The sequence below is a fragment of the Polaribacter marinaquae genome (assembly GCF_038019025.1).
Classification (GTDB): Bacteria; Bacteroidota; Bacteroidia; order Flavobacteriales; family Flavobacteriaceae; genus Polaribacter; species Polaribacter marinaquae.
In genome coordinates this window covers 1,116,931-1,139,285 of the sequence record NZ_CP150496.1, presented here as the reverse complement: position 1 = coordinate 1,139,285, position 22,355 = coordinate 1,116,931, and the positions used below count along the sequence as shown (strand labels likewise).

Sequence of the window (22,355 nt, the reverse complement as noted above, 5' to 3'; positions counted from 1 at the left end):
ATTTTTAGCTAAGTTACTCTTATTCTTTTAACTTATAATTATTTGAATAGTTGAAGTTAAGTTATTTTCTTTCTAAAAAATCTTGATAAGAATCTTGCGTTAATGCTTTGCCTAAAGAATCTAAATTAGCGCTTGTTTTACCATATTTGGTAATAGGTTTTTTGCTTACATAATCATAAAGATAAAAACCATCTTTATTTATTGTACCAAAACCTTTGTTAAATACATAATGCGCATATTGCTTATCTGAATTGTTAAAGAGATTTTTACCAAACTTAAATTCAGAATTATTTCCTTTTAATAAATCTAAAAGCGTGTAAGAAAAATCTACTTGACTTGTTATATTATCAATATTTATTCCTTTTTGGTGCAGCGCGCCACCTAACCAAAGCATGGGAATTTGAAATTTTTTTGGTGAAAAGTATTCACCTTCATGTTTAGGAGAACTATGCCCGTGGTCTGCCATAATAACAATTAGTGTTTCTTTATACCAATCTTGTTTTTTTGCAAAATCAATAAATTTACCAATATATTTATCTGTGTAAGCATGAGAGCTTCTAAATAAATCATCTTGATTTTTTTTGCCAAATTTATAAGTGTCGTTTAATTCAAAAGGTTCGTGACTAGTAGATGTTAAGGCAATAGCAAAGAAAGGTTTTTCTTGTTTTTTAGCTAAATCATTACCAAAACGTTCTAAAAATACGTTATCGAAAGCTCCCCATTTAGAGTTCCAATCTTTCTTATCAAACTCGCTACCATCAACAATTTTATCTATTTCTGCAATTCTTAAATAAGTGTTTAAGTTCCCGAAGTTTAAATCGCCACCATAATAAAAAGACGTATTGTAACCCAAAGCACTCATTTCTTTAGGCAACATTGGTAAACTTCTAGATTTGTTGGGCATTCTCATTATTTTTTTAATCGGCTGCGGATAATAGCCACTTAAAATTGCAGGAATTCCTTTATCTGTTCTATCTCCATTTCCGTAGAAATTTGTAAACCAAATACCTTCTTTAGATAACCTGTTTAAGTTTTCGGTAACAGTAGGTTCACCATTTAATGCGCCAACAACTTTAGCGGTTAAACTCTCCCAAATAATTAAAATAACATTTGGTTTTTTTATGTTTAAAATTGAATCTCTATCGCTTTTTAAAAGTTGGTTTTTAGTTTTATTGATGATGTTTACAGCTACTTCTTCATCAAACTGTTTATAAATATTGATGTTACTGGTTTTATGAGTTACTGTGTTAGAAAAGTTCCAAATAAAATTGATGGCAGCATGATTTGCAAACATTTTTTTAGAAAAGTAAACATTACTTTGATTTACAGGAATCTCTTGTAAACCTCCTCTTAAAGGTATAATTAAAGAAGCTGTAAGTAAAAGAAATAACGGTATTTGTATTCGGTTTTCGATATTAAAAGTTTTAAAAGTTTTGTTTATTGTTTTCTGAAAAAGTTTAATAAAAGCAAAAGAAATTAAGAACCATAAAATTAATCCAGAAATAATTTGAAAATTAGATGCAGAAGCAATCATGACTTCTGGGGTGTTAAGGTAACTTAAAAAAGTTGTGTCTAAACGAACGCCCCAAGCAGCATAAAGACTTGCATCAATAATTAAAAATAAAGTTATAATTGTAATAGTGAAATAAGAATACAATTTAATAATATTTCTGATTTGTAAAGGACTTGTTAAAATAGAAATTACGACAAGAAAAAACGGGATAATGCTTAAATATGAAGTAAAAGAAGCGTCTAGTCGTAAACCATAACCAAAGGTTTTTAAGATGGTAATGAAATCTAGTTTTGAAGTTTCAGAAACATAAAAAAGTAAAAAGAATAAACGAGCAAAGACAAAATATGCAATCCAAATTAAAAAATAGGATATTAGAAATGAAAGTCTATATGCAAGGTTTTTCATAATGTTAATCTGTTACTTTTAAGCGAGCCTTTGCGGTAACAGAAACATCAGAATATGTATTGTTTAAATATTTTAAATAACCTGTTATCGCAATCATTGCAGCGTTGTCTGTAGTAAATTCAAATTTTGGAATGTAAGTTGTCCAACCAAAATGTTTTTCTGCTAATTCTAATCGGTTTCTAATTTCTGAATTTGCAGATACACCACCAGCAATTGCTATATGTTTTATGTTTGTTTGTTTAACCGCATTTTTTAATTTGGTCATTAGAATTTCTACAATTGTATATTGTATAGAAGCACAGATATCGTTAAGATTTTCTTCAATAAATTTAGGATTTATTCTTTGTTGCTTCTGAATAAAATATAAAATTCCGGTTTTTAAACCACTAAAGCTAAAATCTAAATCGCCTACTTTTGGTTTTGTAAAAGGATATGCTTTCGGATTTCCTAATCTCGCATATTTATCTATTAAAGGTCCACCAGGATAAGGCAATCCTAAAATTTTTGCAGATTTATCAAAAGCTTCTCCAACAGCATCATCAATTGTTTCGCCTAAAACTTCCATTTTAAAATGATCAGAAACTTTTACAATTTGGGTGTGACCACCGCTAATTGTTAAACAAATAAAAGGAAATGGTGGAATTTTACTGTCTTCATCTTCTATAAAATGAGCTAAAATATGAGCTTGCATATGATTTACATCAATTAAAGGAATTTGTAAACCAAGTGCCAAAGATTTAGCAAAAGAGGTACCAACCAAAAGTGAGCCCATTAAACCAGGACCGCGTGTAAATGCAATTGCAGATAATTTTTCTTTATCAATATTAGCTTGTTCTAGGGCTTGTTGCACAACGGGTACAATGTTTTGTTGATGCGCTCTAGAAGCTAATTCTGGCACAACACCACCATATTTAGAATGTACTTCTTGGTTTGCAACGACATTGCTTAGTACTTTACCGTTACAAATTACAGATGCACTTGTATCATCACAAGAAGATTCTATACCTAAAATATAAATGGGTGTTTTCATAAAAAATTAAAAAGCTATATAAATTGCAAAATTAAGTATAATTTTAAGTTGATTTTCCTTTTTTAATAATAGAAATTTAATTCTTTGTTAAATTTGCACGTTCTTTGTAATACGTGGCAATATTTTTGATTACTTTTCTTTAAATATTCTATAAAAACTAAAACACACTATCATTAAAAACTTTAGTAAAAAAATATTAAAATGGTTAGGGTACTTTGTGCTCTTTCTGCTATTAATAAGCATCTTACTTTCTACATCTTTTGTACAAACAAAGTTAGGAGTATATGCAACTAAAAAAATTAATGAAAGTTACAATACAAATTTAAGCATTGGCAAGGTAAATCTTTCTTTTTTAGGAAGTGTGGCTTTTAAAGATGTGGAAATTAGAGATCATCATAAAGATACTTTAATTTTTGTTTCAGCATTAAACACTTCGTTATTAAGTGCTAAAAAAGTTTTAAATAATCAATTGTTATTCGGCGATATTACATTACAAGATGCGCAATATTACATGAAAACTTATAAAGGAGAAACAGAAGATAATATGGCTGTTTTTCTAAACTCATTTAATAGCAATAAGAAAAAAGATTCCTTAGCTCCAAAATTTATTTTAAAGGCTGCCAACGTATATGTACAAAACTTAGATTTTAAATTAATAAATGAAAACAATAAAAAGCCGTTAAGCTTTGCAGCTTATAAGATTGGTGGAAATGTACAAGATTTATCTATTGAAGGGGCCAATGTGTCTATAAATGCAAGAGGATTACATTTTGAAACGAATCAAGGTTTAGAAATTACCAATTTTACAACAGATTATAAGTTTACTAAAACGGATATGAAGTTTTACGACACACAATTACAAACGGAAAATTCGAATGTTTTTGGTGATATCGATTTTATTTACAAGCGAGAAGATCTAAAAGAATTTAATGATAAAGTAGATATAAGGGCAAAATTTGATAAAAGCAGTATTAAAATTCAGGATTTAAAAAAGTTTTACAAAGAATTAAACGGAAATGAGGTAGTTAGTTTTTCTGGAGATATGAATGGGAAACTAAACGATTTTAAATTAACCAACTTAAATTTATCATCAGAAAAAGGAATTAAGTTAAAAGGAAATTTAGCTTTTAAAAATTTGGTTAATACAGAAAGAGGCTTTGTTTTTAATGGAGATTTAAATAATTTAACTGCAACTTATAACGATCTAAAAAGTATTCTACCTAATTTGTTAGGTAAAAATTTACCTACAGAATTTAACAAGTTAGGTTTATTTAGAATAGCCGGAAATGTAAATGTAACACCAACTAGAATGAGAGCTTCTTTAAAGATGAATTCTCAAATTGGTAGTGTGGTTTCAGATTTAGAAATTGATAATATAGATGAAATTGATACGGCTTCTTATGTTGGTGATATCGAGTTAATCAATTTTAATATTGGTACTTTTTTTAATGATCCTTTGTTTGGTACCGTTTCTTTAATTGGTGATGTTAATGGTAGCGGATTTAAATTAGAAAACATCAATACAAAGTTTATTGGTAATATTTCTGAATTAAATTTTAACCAATATTCGTACAAAAATATTGTGGCAAATGGCCAATATCAAAATAATAAATTCGATGGAGATTTAGTTATTGATGATGCGAATTTTAAAATGAAGTTTAATGGATTGGCAGATTTATCAGCAAAAATTCATAAGTTCGATTTTAAGTCTGATATCGAATACTTAAATCTAAAAGAAACTAATTTATTTGTTAGAGATTCTACGGCAGTTGTAAAAGGAAATATAGAATTAGATATAGAAGGAAATACTTTTGATGATATTCTTGGGAAAGCAGTTTTTAAAAATGTATTGTATACTAATCAGAAAAAAGAATACACATTTAAAGAATTTGCGGTTACATCATCAATAAAAGATAGTGTTAAAACCATAGATGTTGCGTCTAAAGATATTGCGCAAGGGTATATTACAGGTAAGTTTTCGTTTTCTGAGTTGCCAAAAGTTGCGCAAAATGCGTTAGGAAGTATTTATACCAATTATAATCCTTATGATGTTGCTCCAAATCAGTTTTTAGATTTTAATTTTACTGTTTACAATCAAATTGTAAATGTTTTTTTTCCTGAAATTTCAATTGATGATAAAACTAAAATAAAAGGAAGAATAATTTCTGATGAAAATTTCTTTAGGCTTACATTTAATTCGCCCAAAATAGATGCTTATGGCACAGAGGTTAAAACAATTTCTTTAAGAACCGATAATAAGAATCCGCTTTATAATACTTCTTTAACTGCAGAAGAAATTAATACAGATTATTATAATATTTCTAAGTTAAATTTATTAAACAGAACAGAGAACGATACGTTGTATTTTAAATCTGTTTTTAAAGGAGGAAAAAAGAAAAATGAAGATTTTAATTTAGATTTCTTTTACACTTTTAATCCAGAGGGAAAATCTGTTTTAGGTTTCGAGAAATCGTCTTTTGTTTTTAAAGAAAACACCTGGAATATTAATCCTGATAAAAAAAATACAGATAAAATAACATTCGATTTAAATACAAACGAATTCAATTTTAGTCAATTTAAATTTGTTTCCGGAGAACAAAAAATAGAATTTACAGGTAATTTAAAAGGTACCGAACAAAAAATACTTTTGGCAGATTTTACCAAAGTTAAATTGCAAAGTTTTTTACCCAAAATAGATAGTTTAGATTTAAAAGGTGTGTTGTCTGGGCATTTAGATTTTGTTCAAAGCGAAGGTAACTATACGCCAGAAGGTTCTTTAACGGTAAAAGATTTTCAAGTAAACGATTTTAAACAAGGTAATTTGTTTGTAAATGTTAAAGGAGAGAATTCTTATAAAAAATACCGTGTAGATTTATCCATAGAAAATAAAGACGTTAAAAGTATTGCAGCAACTGGTGCTTTAGATTTTTCTGCACAAAGACCAATAATAGATTTAAATGTTTTTTTAGAAGAATTTAAATTAGATGCATTTAGTCCGTTAGGGCAAGATGTTTTATCCTCTTTAAGAGGAACAGCTTCTGGAGATTTTACGTTAAGAGGATTTTTAAGCAATCCGGATATGGAAGGAGCTTTACGTCTTAAAAATGCAGGATTAAAATTTCCTTATTTAAATGTAGATTATGATTTTGAAGGCGAATCTGAAATTACTTTATTGCAGCAATCATTTATTCTAGAAGACTTTAAATTATTAGACACAAAAAATAAAACTAGAGGTATTCTAAAAGGAGATATCTCTCATTTTAATTTTAAACAATGGTTTTTAAGATTAAAAATTGAAAGTGATAATTTAATGGTTTTAGATACCGAAAATGAAGAAGAAGCTTTGTATTATGGTACAGCATATATTGATGGTTCTGCAGATATTTTTGGGTTAACAGATAGATTAACGATAGATGTAAATGCTAAAACAATGCCCGGAACAATTTTTGTAGTTCCGTTAAAAGATGTAGAAACCGTAGATAGTTTTAGCTTAATTCATTTTAAGTCGGATGAAACAGTTGTAAAAGAAAGGCAAAACGAAATTGCTTTAGAAGCATTAAAAGGCTTGACTTTAAACATCGATTTAGAAGTAACAAAAGATGCAATTGCACAAGTTGTTATTGATGAGGTTTACGGAAGTCAGTTATCTGGTAAAGGTTCTGGTAATCTTCAAATAGAAATTAACACACGTGGTAAGTTTAATATGTTTGGCGATTATGTAGTAGATAGCGGAGTGTACGATTTTAAGTATGGTGGTTTTGTAAATAAGCCATTTGTAATTCAAAAAGGAGGAACTGTTTCTTGGAACGGGAATCCGGCAAATGCAAATTTAGATGTAACAGCTGTTTATAAGGCAAAAGCAAATCCCGGAGTTTTATTAGAAAACTTTAATTCGAACAGAAATATAGAAGTAGATTTAGTAACAAGAATTACTGGCGGTTTGTTTAATTCGAAGCAAGAATTAGATATTCAGCTTACCAACGTAGACCCAACAATTGCAAACGAATTAGAATTTATATTAAATGATAATAATGTAAATGAAAAAACTACACAGTTTATATCATTATTAGCATTTGGTAATTTTGTAAATCCTGATAAAGTAAATTTTGATGCCAATGCAACCATTACAAGTACAGCTTCTAGTGCAATAGCAGCAGCTTTTTCTAGTTTATTTAATAGTCCGGATAGTAAATTTCAGTTGGGTGTAGATTATCAGCAAGGACAAAGCAATAACGATCTAGATCGATTAAATACAGATAATCAAGTAGATCTGTCTGTTAGTACGCAAGTAAGTGAAAGAGTTATTATAAACGGTAAAGTTGGGGTTCCTATTGGTACTCAAACACAATCTAGTGTTGTTGGTGAAGTTAAAGTAGAGGTTCTATTAAATAAAGAAGGTAATTTTAGAGGAGTTATTTTTAATAGACAAAACGAAATTCAATACACAATAGAAGACCAAGGTTATACGCAAGGTGTAGGTTTGTCTTATCAAGTTAATTTTAACACACTTTCTGGGCTTTTAAAAAAGTTAGGTTTTAAGAAAAAAACCAAATTAGAAAAGAGTAAACTACAAAATAAAGACACCACAAAAACAAAGGTAGTTTTACCTGACAATTTTGAAGGAAATTAATCCGAAGTATTAATTAATATAATTTTTAAATTAAAATTTTAACGATTTTAGTTTGATAACTTATAGTTTAAATAGACTTCAAAATTATTTATTATTTTTACTAAAAACATTAAGTTTTAATCATTTTTTAAATTAAGATTCCTTTATAATAAAGGGGAAATAGGCTAAAACGATTTCGTAGATTTATTTATTTAAGTGCTTAAAAAGCAGTAATTTTACAATATAGAATATGAAGAAAATTAAAAAAATAGCAGTCATGACTTCTGGAGGAGATTCTCCAGGAATGAATGCAGCAATAAGATCTGTAGTTAGAGCATGTGCATACTACAGAGTTAGTTGTGTGGGTATATATAGAGGTTATGAAGGACTTATTGAAGGTGACTTTATAGAACTTACAGCTAGAAGCGTAAATAACATCATTAATAAAGGTGGTACCGTTTTAAAATCTGCAAGATCGCAAGAATTTAGAACTAAAGAAGGAAGAGCAAAAGCTTTTGAACACTTGCAAGAAAATGAAATTGAAGCCATGGTTGTAATTGGTGGAGATGGTTCTTTTACCGGAGCTGTAATTTTTAATGAAGAATACAACTTTCCGATTATAGGAATTCCTGGTACTATAGATAACGATATTTTTGGTACATCACATACATTAGGATATGATACCGCTTTAAATACAGCAGTAGAAGCAATTGATAAAATTAGAGATACCGCATCTTCTCATAACAGATTATTCTTTGTAGAGGTAATGGGTAGAGATGCTGGTTTTATAGCTTTAAATGCAGGTGTTGGTGCAGGAGCAGAAGAAATTTTAATTCCAGAAGAAGATCTGGGATTAGATAGAATGTTAGAATCTCTTAAAAAGAGTAGAAGAACAGGTAAATCTTCTAGTATTGTTGTAGTTGCAGAAGGTGATAAATCGGGTAAAAATGTTTACGAATTAGCGCAATATGTAGAAGAAAACTTGCCAGAATATGATGTAAGAGTGTCTGTTCTTGGGCATATGCAAAGAGGTGGTTCTCCTTCTTGTTTTGATAGAGTTTTAGCAAGTAGATTAGGTGTTAAGTCTGTAGAATTGTTATTAGACGGACAAACAAACCTTATGGTAGGTTTAAAAGACAACGAAGTAATAAGTACAAGTATTGCAGAAGCAATAAAAGGTGGTCATTCTATAAATCAAGAACTTTTAAGAGTTTCTGATATAATGACAACATAATATTAACTAGTAATTAAAGTAAAAAAAATGATAAAAGTAGGAATTAACGGATTTGGAAGAATTGGAAGATTAGCATTCAGATCTACAGTAAAAAGAGATAATGTACAAGTAGTAGCAATTAATGATTTATTAGATGTAGATTATTTAGCTTACATGTTAAAATACGATTCTGTTCATGGTGCTTTTGATGGTACTGTTGATGTTAAAGATGGTAAGTTAGTTGTTAACGGTAACGAAATTAGAATTACTGCCGAAAGAGATCCTGCAAATTTAAAGTGGAACGAAGTTGATGTAGATTACGTAATAGAATCTACAGGGTTTTTCTTAACAGAAGAAACTGCTGGTAAACACTTAGAAGCTGGTGCTAAAAAAGTAGTATTATCTGCACCTTCTAAAGATCATACGCCTATGTTTGTAATGGGTGTTAATAACACAGAATTAAAAGCAGATCAAAAAATATTTTCTAACGCATCTTGTACAACTAACTGTTTAGCGCCAATTACAAAAGTTTTAAACGATAACTTTGGTATTGTAGAAGGTTTAATGACAACTGTACACGCTGCAACAGCAACACAAAAAACTGTTGATGGTCCTTCTATGAAAGACTGGAGAGGTGGACGTTCTGCAATTGGTAACGTAATTCCTTCTTCTACAGGAGCTGCAAAAGCAGTAGGAAAAGTAATTCCTGCAATGAACGGAAAATTAACTGGTATGGCATTTAGAATTCCTACAATGGATGTTTCTGTAGTTGATTTAACTGTTAAATTAGAAAAATCTGCTTCTTATGATGAAATTTGTGCTGCAATGAAAGCTGCATCAGAAAGCGGACCAATGAAAGGTATTTTAGGTTATACTGAAGATATGGTTGTTTCTCAAGATTTCGTAGGAGATACTAGAACTTCTATTTTTGACGCCAAAGCAGGTATTGCTTTAAACGATAATTTTGTAAAAGTTGTTTCTTGGTATGATAATGAAATAGGGTATTCTACTAAAATTGTAGATTTAATTGAATATGCTGCAACTTTGTAGTTTGTAAATTAAGATTAAAAAAAAATCCTGATAGAAAATTCTATCAGGATTTTTTTTGATTTTTCTACTCTTTATTTAACTGCAATCATGCTAATTTCTACATTCACAAATTTAGGCAAGTTTGCAACTTCTACAGTTTCTCTAGCAGGTGCCGTTTCTTCATTAAAATAAGTACCATAAACCGCGTTTATTTCAGAGAAGTTATGCATATCAGAAATAAAAATTGATGATTTAATTACGTTTTCAAAAGTCATTTCTGCCGCTAATAAAACTTGTTTCATATTCTCCATTACTTGTTTTGTTTCATTTGTAATAGAATCTAAAACCAATTCTCCGGTTTGTGGATTAATAGCAATTTGCCCAGAAGTGTATAATGTGTTACCTGTTAAAACAGCTTGATTGTATGGCCCAATAGGTGCAGGCGCATTTTTAGTTGTAATTATTTTTTTCATCGTAGTAACTTGTTTAGAAAGTTAAATATACTATCAATTTCACCATTATAATTATATGCCGCACAAAAAATGAGTACCAAGCCAATAATTAATTAAAAATAAAATCCAAAAGTTGTTAAACTTAAAAAGGATATTATATTCATTTTAAAAAAGTCTTCTATCTGGTGGTTTATTTTTATCCCATTTTAAATCTGATAATACAGAAGATTTTACACCGATAAAAAATGTGTAAGAAGAGTTGGTTCCAAAAGGAACCCAATTAAAGTTAAAATTCCAGCTATCTAAATCTCTTGTAAAATTAAATCTAGAAAATGTAAATGCACCATTCTTAAAGTCATATCCAGAAGAATATCCTAATTTCCATTTAGGTGATAATTCTACATTTCCGTTAAAAATAACGCTATGAATACCAATATTTCCTCCGTCGATTCCGTTATTTACATAACTTGTAGAATACGCCAAACTTAAAGTCCATGGTATGTCTGCGTGGTATAGTTTTGCTGATTTGTTTTTATCTTCTTCTGTATTATTTACTGCATTGTTAACTTGTCCGAATCTATTGGTCGGATCAATATTTGCACCTATAACATCTGGTGTGTTATTTGGATCTCTGTTGTTGTCTTTTTTGCCTTCTTTATCTTTTTTAAAGTCAGAACTAGAAATAGAGTAATTAGCTGTTAAACTGGCGTTAGACAATCTTCCTAAAAAGTTAGAGTTAAATTCATTAATTCTAATTGGCGATCCAGATTCTGAAGCCACTACTTTATAAGGATCTATAGAACCACTAAAGTTTATTGATAATTTGTCTTTTAAAAGCCTAGTACCTGCAGAAAAATTAACATTAGACCAACGCAAACTATCTGCAGCAATATTATAAGAACTACTAAAATTTAAATTATTTAAAATTGATATTTTTTCATCTTCGGCATCACTATCAGGGTTTTTGGGTGCAACTTTAGCTTCTAAAACGTTGTTTAAGGTAATTCCGATTGAATTACTAATTCCGGAAGAAGGAGAGCCATAAATTCCCTGATCAAAAATTGTAAATTCTTCTAAGTCATTAGGATCTGTACTCGCTTGTACCTTACGGATGTATTGTTCTTCGAAATCTGGTCTGTAAGAATAAGAGATCGACGGTCTAATTGTATGTCTTATAGCTTTTATTCGTCCTCTGTTTATATTAAAAGTACCATAAATATTAGTAGATAAACTTAAACCGGCATTATATTCTCTAAATGTTTTAAATCCGCTAATTGTATCTGTAACAACAGTTTCATTAACAGCATCGTATTTTTTATCAATATAATCGAATTGCCAAGTTTCTGTATAATTTACACTTGGTGAAACCGTAAAATATTTAAATGCTTTAAAATTGGTATTTGTTCCAGTTCTGTGTTGCATACCAGCTCTTGCAGTTTCAAACATTTTAGCCGTTAAAAAATCATCATCTGTAGTATTAATAAGGTATTTACTATCTAAAATATAGTTAAAACCCATTTTTTGAATTGCGTTCTTTTTTACGCCGTTTTTACCTGCAAAAGGATAAATTCTGCTCATATTTAATGTTAAAGCAGGCAACGTCATGGTAATTTTTTCTGTATTTGTATTTTGTTGATGTTGCGCTGTAACATTTAAATTAAAAGGTGTGCCAACAAATGTTTTGCTATAATTTATAGAAGAATTAAACGTGTTAGTTTGTGTTTGTGCAATGTTAAATTGATTTTGAGATTCTCTAAAAAACTTACTACTTCCTAAGTTAACAGAAGCTGTAAATCGAGAATTAGGGCTCGCTTTTGTGTCTTGATTATGCGACCATCTTAAATTAAAATTGTTACTCTTGCTAAAATCATCAAAACCTCTAATACCATTTATATTGTTTTCGAAACTAAAATTAAAAGATCCGTTAAAGCGATAACGAACTTTATAGTTAGAGTTTGCTCTAAATCCCCAACTACCGTTAGAATAAGCATCACCCGTAATACCAAGATCTACATAATCATTAATTGCAAAGTAATAACCTCCATTTTGAAATCCGATTCCTCGATCGCTACTTCCAGTATCAAAAGCCGGAATTAAAAAACCAGAAATACTATTTTGTGTGATAGGAAAATATGCAAAAGGTAAGTAAATTGGTGTTGGAATATCTGCAATGTATAATTGACTACCACCAACAATAATCTTTTTACCAGGAATAATTTTAGCTTTATTGGTACCAATAAAATAATCTAATTTTTCTGAAGTTGTAAACTTTATATCTCTAACATAAATTGTTGAATCGTTTACACGTTTTGTCTTATTACCAAACGTAAACATTTCGCCTTGTTTGGTTTTTAAACCGTAAATTATTGCCTTTTTAGATTTAAAATTATAGATTATAGAATCTTGTTCTGATTCTTCGTTACCTTGTTTAAAAATAGGTCTTTGTGTGTAGCCTGTACTGTCTATAATTCCTTTTGCAAAAAGAGTGTTTTTAGTATAATCAATTTTTATAATACCTGCTTTTAAATCGATATCTGTATACGTAATATTAGCTTCGTTATATAAGGTTACAGATTTGTCTTTGGCATTTTGAATAGTATAATCTTTGGCAACGTGGGTAATAAGATCTTCTATAGTTTCTTTAGGTTTTATAGAATCTACAGAAACAGAATCTTTTTGTTTGATAGCTAAAGAGTCTTTTTTTACTGAAAAAATACTATCTCTTTTTGTATTCGGAATAGTATCTTTCTTTTTTATTGGGACTACTATTTTTTTAGTAGGTTTAATATCTTGAGAAAAACCTAACTTTGTAAAAAAGAAGCAGCAAAATAAAAGTATATATGATAGGTTTGTTTGCAATGCTTTTAATACTATTTTTGTAAATGAATAAAAATATGGCGTAATATTTGAAACACCAAATTTAAGAATTCAAAATTAGTTAAATTTTATTGATGCAATCCCAACAAAAACACAAAAATATCATCAAAAGTAAAATTCTTTTTCTACTACTCTTCATATTTGTAGGAAACAGTATTGCAATACATGCTCAAAAAGAGTACGTAGTGGTTTTAGATGCTGGTCACGGAGGAAAAGATCCTGGTAATTTAGGTAACGGATACAAAGAGAAAAATATTGCTTTAAAAGTAGCATTAAAAGTAGGTGCTAACTTAAAGAAATATAAAGATGTTAAAGTTATTTTTACTAGAAAGTCTGATGTTTTTATAGATTTATGGAAAAGAGGTGATATCGCAAATCATGCGAAGGCAGATTTATTTGTATCAATACATTGCGATTCGCACACATCAAACGCATACGGAGCAGGAACTTTTGTTTTAGGTTTAAGAGGAAATAAAAAAAACTTAGAAATTGCAAAAAGAGAAAATGCTGCAATTTTATTAGAAGATAATTATCAAAACAGATATGAAGGTTTCGATTCTAATTCTGCAGAATCTGTAATTGGATTGTCTTTGTTACAAGAAGAAAACTTAGATAAAAGTTTAGCCATTGCAAGCCTTATTCAAAATAATTTTACATTTAAATTAAAGAGGAATAACAGGAAGGTTAAGCAAGATAACTTTCAGGTTTTAAGAGAAACGATTATGCCAAGTGTTTTGGTAGAGTTGGGCTTTTTAACAAATAAAAAAGAAGGTAGGTTTTTAAACTCTAGTAGCGGTCAAACAAAAATGGCAAATGAAATTGCAGATGCTATTTATAATTACATCAAAAATCAAAAATTAAACACAGTTTTAGAAGATGTAACTAGTAAAAATTATTTTGATGAAGTAGAATTTAAAGTGCAAGTAGCTTCTGGTAAAAATAAGATTGCTACAAAATCTTATAATTTTAAAGGTTTAAAAAATATAGAGCGCGTTAAAGTAGGTGGTTATTACAAGTATTATTACGGTAACTCAACTTCTTATAATTTAGTAAAAAAGGCTTTATCTCTTGCAAAATCAAAAGGTTACAAAAGTGCATTTATTGTTGCGGTTAAAAACGGAGAGAAAATTTCTGTTAAAGAAGCTTTAAAAATGCAGTAAATTAAACAGATTCTAACAAAAATTATCACTAATTTTGTTGTAAAACGTCTATACATGTCTAAAGAATTAAAAACAGGAATAATTGCATTAATCATTATTGTAATATTTGTTTGGGGATTTAATTTCCTAAAAGGACAAAATATATTAGATCCTGGGTCACGTGTTTTTAAAGTAGAATACGCAAAAATTGGAGGGCTTTCTAGATCTAGTGCAGTAACAATAAATGGTTTAAAAGTAGGTAAGGTAGATAAGATAGAGTTTGATACGAGTGTAGAAAAAAGAGGACACTTAATTGTTACTTTTATTGTAGATAATGATTTTCAGTTTTCTAAAAAAAGTATTGTAAAAATTTATTCACCAAATCCTTTAAGTGGTTCTAATTTAGCAATTGTGCCCAATTACGAAGGTGAAATGGCTGTTCCTGGAGATATTTTAGAAGGTGAAATGGAAGAAAGTCTTTTTACTTCTATCGGAGAAAGATTAAATCCGTTACAACAAAAAATAGAAAGAGTAATTGTTAGAGCAGATACATTATTTAGTGGTGTTAATAAGATTTTAAATGACAAAACAATTAACGGTATAAATAGTTCTGTTTCTAATTTATCTGGAACCATACAAGATATTAGAAGCACAATACAAGCAGTAAATGCCATGGTTGTAGATAATCAAGAGAACTTAAAAGTTACTTTTGAAAACACTAAAAATATTACTGAAAACTTTAGTAAAGTTTCTGATAGTTTAAACACTGTAGACTTTAATAAAATTATTAGAAAAGCAGAAGAAGCAGTTAGTAATTTTAATGCAATGTCTAAAAAAATAAATTCAGGAGACGGTACAATAGGTAAACTAATTAACGACAAAAGAATGTACGATAATTTAGAAGCAGCCACAAAAGAATTAGAAGAATTGCTAAGAGATATTAAACTTAATCCAAAAAGATATATACATTTTTCTATCTTTGGTAAAAGTCCAGAACCTTACGACGAAGAAATAAAACCTAATTTTAACTAATAATTAGCCCCATTTACATGCAGTACTTACCAAATATCCTTTTTGCCATCGCATTAATTGCTGGTATCAGCTTTTTTGTGATGAATATCCGTAAATTATATAGAAATATTAATTTAGGTAAAAAAATAGATAGAACAGACAACAAGCAAGAACGTTGGAAAAATATGATAAAGATTGCTTTAGGGCAATCTAAAATGGTGAAAAGACCAATTTCTGGATTTCTACACATTGTTGTATATGTTGGTTTTATCATCATAAATATAGAAGTTTTAGAAATTATTATTGATGGCCTTTTCGGAACCCATAGAATCTTTTTAGGTTTCTTAGGAGACGCTTTCTACGGATTTTTAATAGGAACTTTCGAAATTTTAGCATTCTTAGTATTTGTAGCAGTAATTATTTTCTGGACAAGAAGAAACGTTGCCAATATTAAACGTTTTTTAAGTTCTGAAATGAAAGGTTGGCCAAAAGCAGATGGAAATATGATTCTATATTTCGAAATGGTTTTAATGACACTTTTTATTGTGATGAATGCAACAGATACAAGTTTTCAGCAAGCCGGAATTGGAAACCCGATAAGTCAATTTGTTGCGCCATTATTTGATGGTTTTACAGCAGAAACTTTACACCTTATTGAAAGAGCATCTTGGTGGATACATATTTTAGGAATCTTAGTATTCTTAAATTATTTATACTATTCAAAACATTTACATATTTTATTAGCTTTTCCGAATACATTCTTTGCAAACTTAAATCCGAAAGGACAATTTACAAACTTAGAATCTGTAACTAATGAAGTAAAATTGATGATGGATCCGGATGCAGATCCTTATGCTGCACCTGCAGAAGGAGCAGAAGATGAGGTTCCAGAAAAGTTTGGTGCATCAGATGTTTTAGATCTTAATAAAGTACAGCTTTTAAACGCTTACACGTGTACAGAATGTGGTAGATGTACTTCTTCTTGTCCTGCTAATTTAACAGGTAAAAAGTTGTCTCCGCGTAAAATTATGATGGATACAAGAGATCGTTTAGAAGAAGTTGGTAGAAATATAGATGCCAACGGTGGTGCTTTTAAAGAAGACGGCAAACAATTATTAAACGATTATATTACTCCAGAAGAATTATGGGCATGTACAAGTTGTAATGCTTGTGTAGAAGAATGTCCTGTAAATATCGATCCGCTTTCTATTATTATGGATATGAGAAGATATTTAGTTATGGAAGAAAGTGCTGCGCCACAAGAATTAAATTCTATGATGACAAACATAGAAAACAACGGTGCGCCTTGGCCATACAACCAACAAGATAGATTAAATTGGGCTAACGAAGAATAGAATTAATTTTTTTGATTTTAATTTTCTAGTATAGAAATTAAAATGAAACACTAAAATCTTAAAAGATGAACGTACCAACAATGGCAGATATGATGGCTCAAGGAAAACAACCAGAAGTGTTGTTTTGGGTTGGAGCAGCAGGAAGTTATGATGATAGAGCTAAAAAAATATCTAGAGCTTTTGTAAAAATTTTACACAAAGCAAATGTAGATTTTGCAGTTTTAGGAACTGAAGAATCTTCTACAGGAGATGCAGCAAAAAGAGCAGGAAACGAGTTTCTTTTTCAAATGCAAGCAATGATGAATATTGAAGTTTTAAACGGATATGAAGTAAAGAAAATTGTTACTTGCGATCCGCATTCATTCAATACACTAAAAAACGAATATCCTAATTTAGGTGGTAAATATGAGGTACTTCATCATACACAATTCATACAAAACCTTATATCAGAGGGGCGTTTAAATATTGATGAAACCACTTTACAAGGAAAAAAAGTAACTTTTCATGACCCTTGCTATTTAGGTAGAGCAAACGAGGTTTATGAATCTCCAAGAGATTTAATTAGAAGATTAGGTGTTAATTTAACAGAAATGAAACGTAACAAATCTACAGCTTTATGTTGTGGTGCTGGTGGTGCGCAAATGTTTAAAGATGCCGAAAAAGGAGATAAAGAAATTAATATTCTAAGAACAGAAGATGCTTTAGAAACAAAACCAGATATTATAGCAACAGGATGTCCTTACTGTAACACTATGATGACAGATGGTATAAAATTTAAAGAAAAAGAAGCCGAAGTTGTTGTAAAAGATATTGCAGAGTTAATTGCTGAAGCCAATAATTTATAAAGATGAAAAAAGTATTTTTTTTATGTTTTACTTTCCTTTTTCTTTTTTGTACTAAAACAGAAAAGAAACAAGAATCTCCTGTTGAAGTAATTCAGCAAATTGATACGGTAGCTCCTGTTTCAGAAGTAGAAGTACAAGAAGATACTTTAATATTTACTGTACAGATTGCAGCATTAAAAAATACAAATGAATATTTAGAGAACTTAGAAGGAGTCTCGCTATACTATGAAAATTCATTAACAAAATATAGATTAGGTTCATTTAGTACGTATCAAGAAGCAATAGAATCTTGCAGAGCTTTAAGAAAAAAGTATCAAGATGCTTTTGTACAAGCTTTGTTAAATGATAAGGCCATAGCGATTTCAGAAGCATTACAAAATTAATTTAATGACAGATTCTTTTCAAAATACTGAGGTTTTTTCTTTTCCAGAAATAGAAAGTATAGATTTTAAGAAGATAGAAAAGAATTATTTTAAAGTTATATTAATTAACGTTCTTATACTATTCTTAATCTTGTTTATTGGTGCATCTTTTGTAGTTTATAAAGATTGGTTAGAATTAGGACAACATTATATATGGATATTTTCTGCGCTTATATTACTTTTAATTTTTACAGTTATTTTCGAAATTTTAGGTTTTAAAAAAAGAAAATATGCAGTAAGAGAAAAAGATATCTCTTACAAAAATGGACTTTTGTACAAGAGTTTAACTACGGTTCCTTTCAACAGAATACAGCATGTAGAAATAGATCAAGGGCCAATTTCTCGTTTTTTCGGATTAGCAACTTTAAGTGTTTTTACAGCAGGTGATAGTAGCGACGATTTAAAAATTAAAGGCCTTTTAAAAGAACAATCTTTACAAATTAAAGAATTCATCACTAATAAAATAGATGGATAAAACAAACGATTTTAGCCAATTTAGAAGACAATCTAAAAAAGGAATTATTGTAATTTATCTCAACTTAATTTACAAGTTTTTAAAAGCTTTTTGGATTTTACTTTTTTTATTTATTCAAAAGTTTTCTAAAATTACTCAAGAAACGCTTTTATATATTTATTTAGGCGTTGCAGTTCTATTGATCTTCTTGTTAGTTCGTGCTTATTTAATTTTTAAAAACTTTAAGTTTAAAGTAGAAAACAAACATTTTGTTCTACAAAAAGGAATTATAAAAAAAACAAATACCTCTATTCCTTTTGATAGAATTCAGAATATAAATTTCAAGCAGAATATTATTCAGCAAATTATAAATGTACATGAAGTTAATGTAGAAACTGCAGGGTCTAGTAAAGCAGAAATTTCTATAAAAGCACTTTCTTTTAAAGATGCAAAAGACTTAAAAAATATTGTTACGGTAGTTAGTGATAAGGAAAGTTTAAAAGTAGAACAGGTAGAAAAAGAACAAGATAAACCACTTTTAAAAATAGGTTTCTTATCGTTGTTAAAAGTCAGTCTTACAGAGAATCATTTGCAAAGTTTATTGTTGTTGTTTGCCCTTTTAGTTGGTTTTTTTCAACAAGTAGACGATTTATTTAAAGGTTTAGGAAAAAAAGAAGAATTAAGTAATTTTATATCAAACAATGCTTCAGCACTAAAAACAAGTGTGTTTTTAATTGTAGGTTTGTTAGTGTTTTTATCTATTGTTGCTGTTTTAAGTTCTATTGTACGTATTGTTTTTAAACATTTTAACTTAACTGTTTTTATAAAAAATGATGCATTAGAAGTTTATCAAGGTTTAACTACTAAAAAATCGGTAATTTTAAAGAAAAGTAAAATTCAGCACATAACTATTTCTACCAATCCCATTAAAAGAAAGTTAGGAATCTCTTTTATTACTTTTAAACAAGCAATAAGTGGCAAGGTAAATAAAAAGCAAAAAGATAAAATTATAAGAATTGTTGGCTGTAAAGAAAAACAAGTAACCGAGGTTAAAAGCTTGTTGTCTTTTGATAAAGAACTACTAGATATTAGCTTTCAAAATTCTAATATTTACTTAAAATACAGAAATTATATCAGATCTTTATTTTTCTTTATTCCTTTAAATCTATTGTTCTTTTTTGGCATGGAGGAATACAATGCTTTTTGGATAAATTTAATAATTATTCCTATTTATCTAGTTGCTGTTCATTTTTTTTACAGAAAAAGAATTTTTAAATTTTCTAAGGATGTTCTATTAATTGGTACAGGTATTTTAGAAACTCATAAAACATATTTGCCTTTTTTTAAAGTACAAAATATTAAGATGAAGCAAACCATTTTTCAAGAAAGAAAAAACGTGGCAGATTTGGTTTTTCAAACAGCTTCTGGTAAAGTAAAACTACCATGTGTAGATTTTGATAAAGCATTACATATTTATAATTATACCTTGTTTAAAGTAGAAAGTAGTACAAAATCATGGATGTAAAAAGTTATATAAAAGCGGCACGCTTAAGAACACTTCCTTTATCTATTTCTGGAATTATTATTGGTAGTGCTTTAGGATTTAATGAATTAAATACAGAAGGTTCAGTTTTAAAATCGCCTATTTTTTGGTTGGCTATTTTAACAACAATCGGGTTTCAAGTATTGTCTAATTTTGCAAACGATTATGGCGATGGTGTAAAAGGAAGTGATAAAAACAGAACAGGCGAAGCAAGAATGGTTTCTTCTGGAGCGATTACTCCGAAACAAATGAAAAACGCAATGATTGTTACTGCAATAATTACGATTTTAATTGCATTGGCATTAATTTATGTTGCTTTTGGTAGCGAAAATTTCGTGTATTCAATCTTATTTTTTGGTTTAGGAATTGCTTCTATTGTTGCAGCAATAAAATATACAGTTGGTAATTCTGCTTATGGTTACAGCGGATTTGGCGATTTGTTTGTGTTTTTGTTTTTTGGTTTACTAAGTGTAGTTGGTAGTTACTTTCTGTTTATAAATCAACTGAATTTAACTATTTTTTTACCTGCTATTTCTGTTGGTTTGCTAAGTACAGCTGTTCTTAACTTAAACAATTTAAGAGATAGAGAAGAAGATAAAGTAAATAATAAGAACACATTGGTTGTAAAACTAGGATCTAAAAAAGCTAAGAAATATCATTACTTTTTAATTATTTCTGCACTGGTTTTTGCATTGATATATATTTTTATAGATTTTACTTCTATATATCAACTAGTTTTTTTGATGGCATTTTTACCTCTAATTAAAAATATCAATACAGTTTCTAAAAATAAAATACCTTCAGAATTAGATGGAGAATTAAAAAAAGTTGCTTTAAGTACTTTTTTGTTTGCTATATTATTTTCTGTTGGTCAACTTTTTTAAAATATTAAAATGAAAACAATAAAAATTATTCTAATCATTATTTCGGTTTTATTCTTGGCCTTTTTAGCTACAGGTCTTATTGTTAAAGAAACCAAATACAGTGCTAAAGTAGAAATTGACAAGCCTATTACAGAGGTTTTTAATAATTTCTCTAAAATCGATAGCATAAAAAACTGGATACCAGAAGTACAATCTGTAGAGGTTGTAAAAAACAATCCAGGAATTACAGGTAGTATTTATAATGTTGTAGTTATCAATCAAGAACAAGAAATCAATTTAACAGAAAAAATTGTAGCATATGTTCCGAATGAAAAACTAACTTTGTTTTACGATGCAGAAAATATGTTGAAAAAGGATGATTACCTTTTTACAGAAAATAACGGAAAAACAACCATTACGTTAAATGCAAATTGCCAAAGTGATTCTTTTATAATGGCATGCATGTTCCCTTATTTTAAAAGTACTTTTAGAGAACAAGACCAAACGTATCTTAATAATTTTAAAGATTTTATTGAAAATAAATAAGTTTTAAGTTGATAAAAGCAGATTATAAAAAATATATTTTAAATTTTAAAAACCCTAGCGGAACATCGCGTGGAGTTTTAAGAACTAAAGAAACTTGGTTTATTATTCTTAGTAAAGATGGTAAAAAAGGATTCGGTGAAACAGGATTGTTTAGAGGGTTGAGTATAGATGATGTTGCAGATTACGAAGAAAGACTTAACTGGGTTTGTAAAAATATTCATTTAGGATTAGAGGTTTTATTGACCAAATTATCAACTTATCCATCAATTCAATTTGGTTTAGAACAAGCTTTTTTATCCTTAGAAAGTAGTAATGGTTTTAATTTGTTTCCGTCAGAATTTACAAAAGGAAGTAAATCGATATCGATTAATGGTTTGGTTTGGATGGGCGATAAAGCCTTTATGAAAACTCAAATAGAAGAGAAACTTAAAACAGGTTTTACTTGTATTAAAATGAAAATTGGTGCGATAGATTTTAAAACCGAATTGAATCTCTTAAAATCTATCAGAAAAGAGTTCTCTTCTAAAGAAATAGAATTAAGAGTTGATGCAAATGGGGCTTTTAGTTCTGGTGAAGCTTTAGAAAAGCTAAAGCAATTATCAGAATTAGATTTACACTCGATAGAGCAACCAATAAAACAAGGCCAACTAGAAGAAATGGCTAAATTATGTGATGTAACACCATTACCTATCGCTTTAGATGAAGAGTTAATTGGTGTTTTTTCAACAGAAGAAAAGAAAAAAGTTCTAGATATAGTGAATCCGCAGTATATTATTTTAAAACCAAGTTTAATTGGCGGATTTAAGGGAAGTGATACTTGGATTGAATTAGCAGAAAAAAAAGATATAAATTGGTGGATTACATCGGCTTTAGAAAGTAATATTGGTTTAAATGCAATTGCGCAATACACGTTTAGTTTGCAAAATAATTTACCGCAAGGTTTAGGAACTGGTGGTTTGTTTACTAATAATTTTGAAAGTCCGTTAGAGGTTGTCAATGGATCTTTAAGGTATAATAATTCTGTAAAATGGAATTTTAAATTATAAATA

17 protein-coding genes are annotated in these 22,355 nt (G+C 29.0%); 13 read left to right on the top strand and 4 right to left on the bottom strand.

What is annotated here, in order from left to right; translation table 11 throughout:
• Positions 1-61: 61 nt before the first annotated feature.
• Together WG950_RS05165 and tsaD are read right to left on the bottom strand one after the other, a co-directional pair.
• The gene (locus WG950_RS05165) at positions 62-1,918 is read right to left on the bottom strand and encodes an LTA synthase family protein (protein WP_340934596.1); all 1,857 of its coding nucleotides are present in this window, start codon (positions 1,916-1,918) and stop codon (positions 62-64) included.
• A gap of 4 nt (positions 1,919-1,922) precedes the next feature.
• On the bottom strand, positions 1,923-2,948 hold the full coding sequence (gene tsaD, locus WG950_RS05160; RefSeq protein ID WP_340934595.1) for a tRNA (adenosine(37)-N6)-threonylcarbamoyltransferase complex transferase subunit TsaD: 1,026 nt from the start codon (positions 2,946-2,948) through the stop codon (positions 1,923-1,925).
• Positions 2,949-3,165: 217 nt separating this feature from the next.
• On the opposite strand from tsaD, the gene WG950_RS05155 reads away from it, so the two are divergent.
• From WG950_RS05155 to gap, 3 genes are all read left to right on the top strand, one after another.
• A complete protein-coding gene (locus WG950_RS05155) occupies positions 3,166-7,578 on the top strand; it encodes a translocation/assembly module TamB domain-containing protein (RefSeq protein ID WP_340934593.1) in 4,413 nt (1,470 codons plus the stop codon).
• Between the two features lie 229 nt (positions 7,579-7,807).
• Positions 7,808-8,791: a 6-phosphofructokinase gene (gene pfkA / locus WG950_RS05150; protein WP_077808714.1), complete on the top strand. Its 984-nt coding sequence runs from the start codon at positions 7,808-7,810 to the stop codon at positions 8,789-8,791.
• 27 nt (positions 8,792-8,818) lie between these two features.
• Positions 8,819-9,820, top strand: coding sequence for a type I glyceraldehyde-3-phosphate dehydrogenase (gap, locus tag WG950_RS05145; RefSeq protein WP_077808715.1), 1,002 nt, complete (start codon positions 8,819-8,821; stop codon positions 9,818-9,820).
• Positions 9,821-9,891: 71 nt separating this feature from the next.
• Here the strand turns inward: gap and WG950_RS05140 are convergent, their stop codons facing one another.
• Together WG950_RS05140 and WG950_RS05135 are read right to left on the bottom strand one after the other, a co-directional pair.
• Complete coding sequence (locus WG950_RS05140) at positions 9,892-10,272, bottom strand: Rid family detoxifying hydrolase (protein WP_340934591.1); 381 nt, start codon at positions 10,270-10,272, stop codon at positions 9,892-9,894.
• Positions 10,273-10,416: 144 nt separating this feature from the next.
• The gene (locus WG950_RS05135) at positions 10,417-13,110 is read right to left on the bottom strand and encodes a putative LPS assembly protein LptD (RefSeq protein ID WP_340934589.1); all 2,694 of its coding nucleotides are present in this window, start codon (positions 13,108-13,110) and stop codon (positions 10,417-10,419) included.
• Between the two features lie 92 nt (positions 13,111-13,202).
• On the opposite strand from WG950_RS05135, the gene WG950_RS05130 reads away from it, so the two are divergent.
• The 10 genes from WG950_RS05130 (at position 13,203) to WG950_RS05085 (ending at position 22,352) form a co-directional block, all read left to right on the top strand.
• Positions 13,203-14,288: an N-acetylmuramoyl-L-alanine amidase gene (locus WG950_RS05130; protein ID WP_340934587.1), complete on the top strand. Its 1,086-nt coding sequence runs from the start codon at positions 13,203-13,205 to the stop codon at positions 14,286-14,288.
• 54 nt (positions 14,289-14,342) lie between these two features.
• The gene (locus WG950_RS05125) at positions 14,343-15,299 is read left to right on the top strand and encodes an MlaD family protein (RefSeq protein ID WP_340934585.1); all 957 of its coding nucleotides are present in this window, start codon (positions 14,343-14,345) and stop codon (positions 15,297-15,299) included.
• A 17-nt stretch (positions 15,300-15,316) separates the two neighbouring features.
• Positions 15,317-16,633, top strand: a complete 1,317-nt coding sequence (locus WG950_RS05120; RefSeq protein ID WP_340934583.1) for a (Fe-S)-binding protein — start codon at positions 15,317-15,319, stop codon at positions 16,631-16,633.
• Between the two features lie 65 nt (positions 16,634-16,698).
• Positions 16,699-17,478: a (Fe-S)-binding protein gene (locus WG950_RS05115; RefSeq protein ID WP_077808720.1), complete on the top strand. Its 780-nt coding sequence runs from the start codon at positions 16,699-16,701 to the stop codon at positions 17,476-17,478.
• Positions 17,479-17,480: 2 nt separating this feature from the next.
• Positions 17,481-17,861, top strand: a complete 381-nt coding sequence (locus WG950_RS05110) for an SPOR domain-containing protein (RefSeq protein ID WP_340934580.1) — start codon at positions 17,481-17,483, stop codon at positions 17,859-17,861.
• A gap of 4 nt (positions 17,862-17,865) precedes the next feature.
• A complete protein-coding gene (locus WG950_RS05105) occupies positions 17,866-18,375 on the top strand; it encodes a PH domain-containing protein (protein WP_340934578.1) in 510 nt (169 codons plus the stop codon).
• On the top strand, positions 18,368-19,879 hold the full coding sequence (locus WG950_RS05100; RefSeq protein WP_340934576.1) for a PH domain-containing protein: 1,512 nt from the start codon (positions 18,368-18,370) through the stop codon (positions 19,877-19,879). The genes WG950_RS05105 and WG950_RS05100 overlap by 8 nt, the downstream gene beginning before the upstream one ends.
• Complete coding sequence (gene menA / locus WG950_RS05095; protein ID WP_340934575.1) at positions 19,870-20,781, top strand: 1,4-dihydroxy-2-naphthoate octaprenyltransferase; 912 nt, start codon at positions 19,870-19,872, stop codon at positions 20,779-20,781. The genes WG950_RS05100 and menA overlap by 10 nt, the downstream gene beginning before the upstream one ends.
• Before the next feature lie 9 nt (positions 20,782-20,790).
• Positions 20,791-21,306, top strand: coding sequence for an SRPBCC family protein (locus tag WG950_RS05090; RefSeq protein WP_077808725.1), 516 nt, complete (start codon positions 20,791-20,793; stop codon positions 21,304-21,306).
• Between the two features lie 8 nt (positions 21,307-21,314).
• The gene (locus WG950_RS05085; RefSeq protein ID WP_340934573.1) at positions 21,315-22,352 is read left to right on the top strand and encodes an o-succinylbenzoate synthase; all 1,038 of its coding nucleotides are present in this window, start codon (positions 21,315-21,317) and stop codon (positions 22,350-22,352) included.
• Positions 22,353-22,355 lie beyond the last annotated feature (3 nt).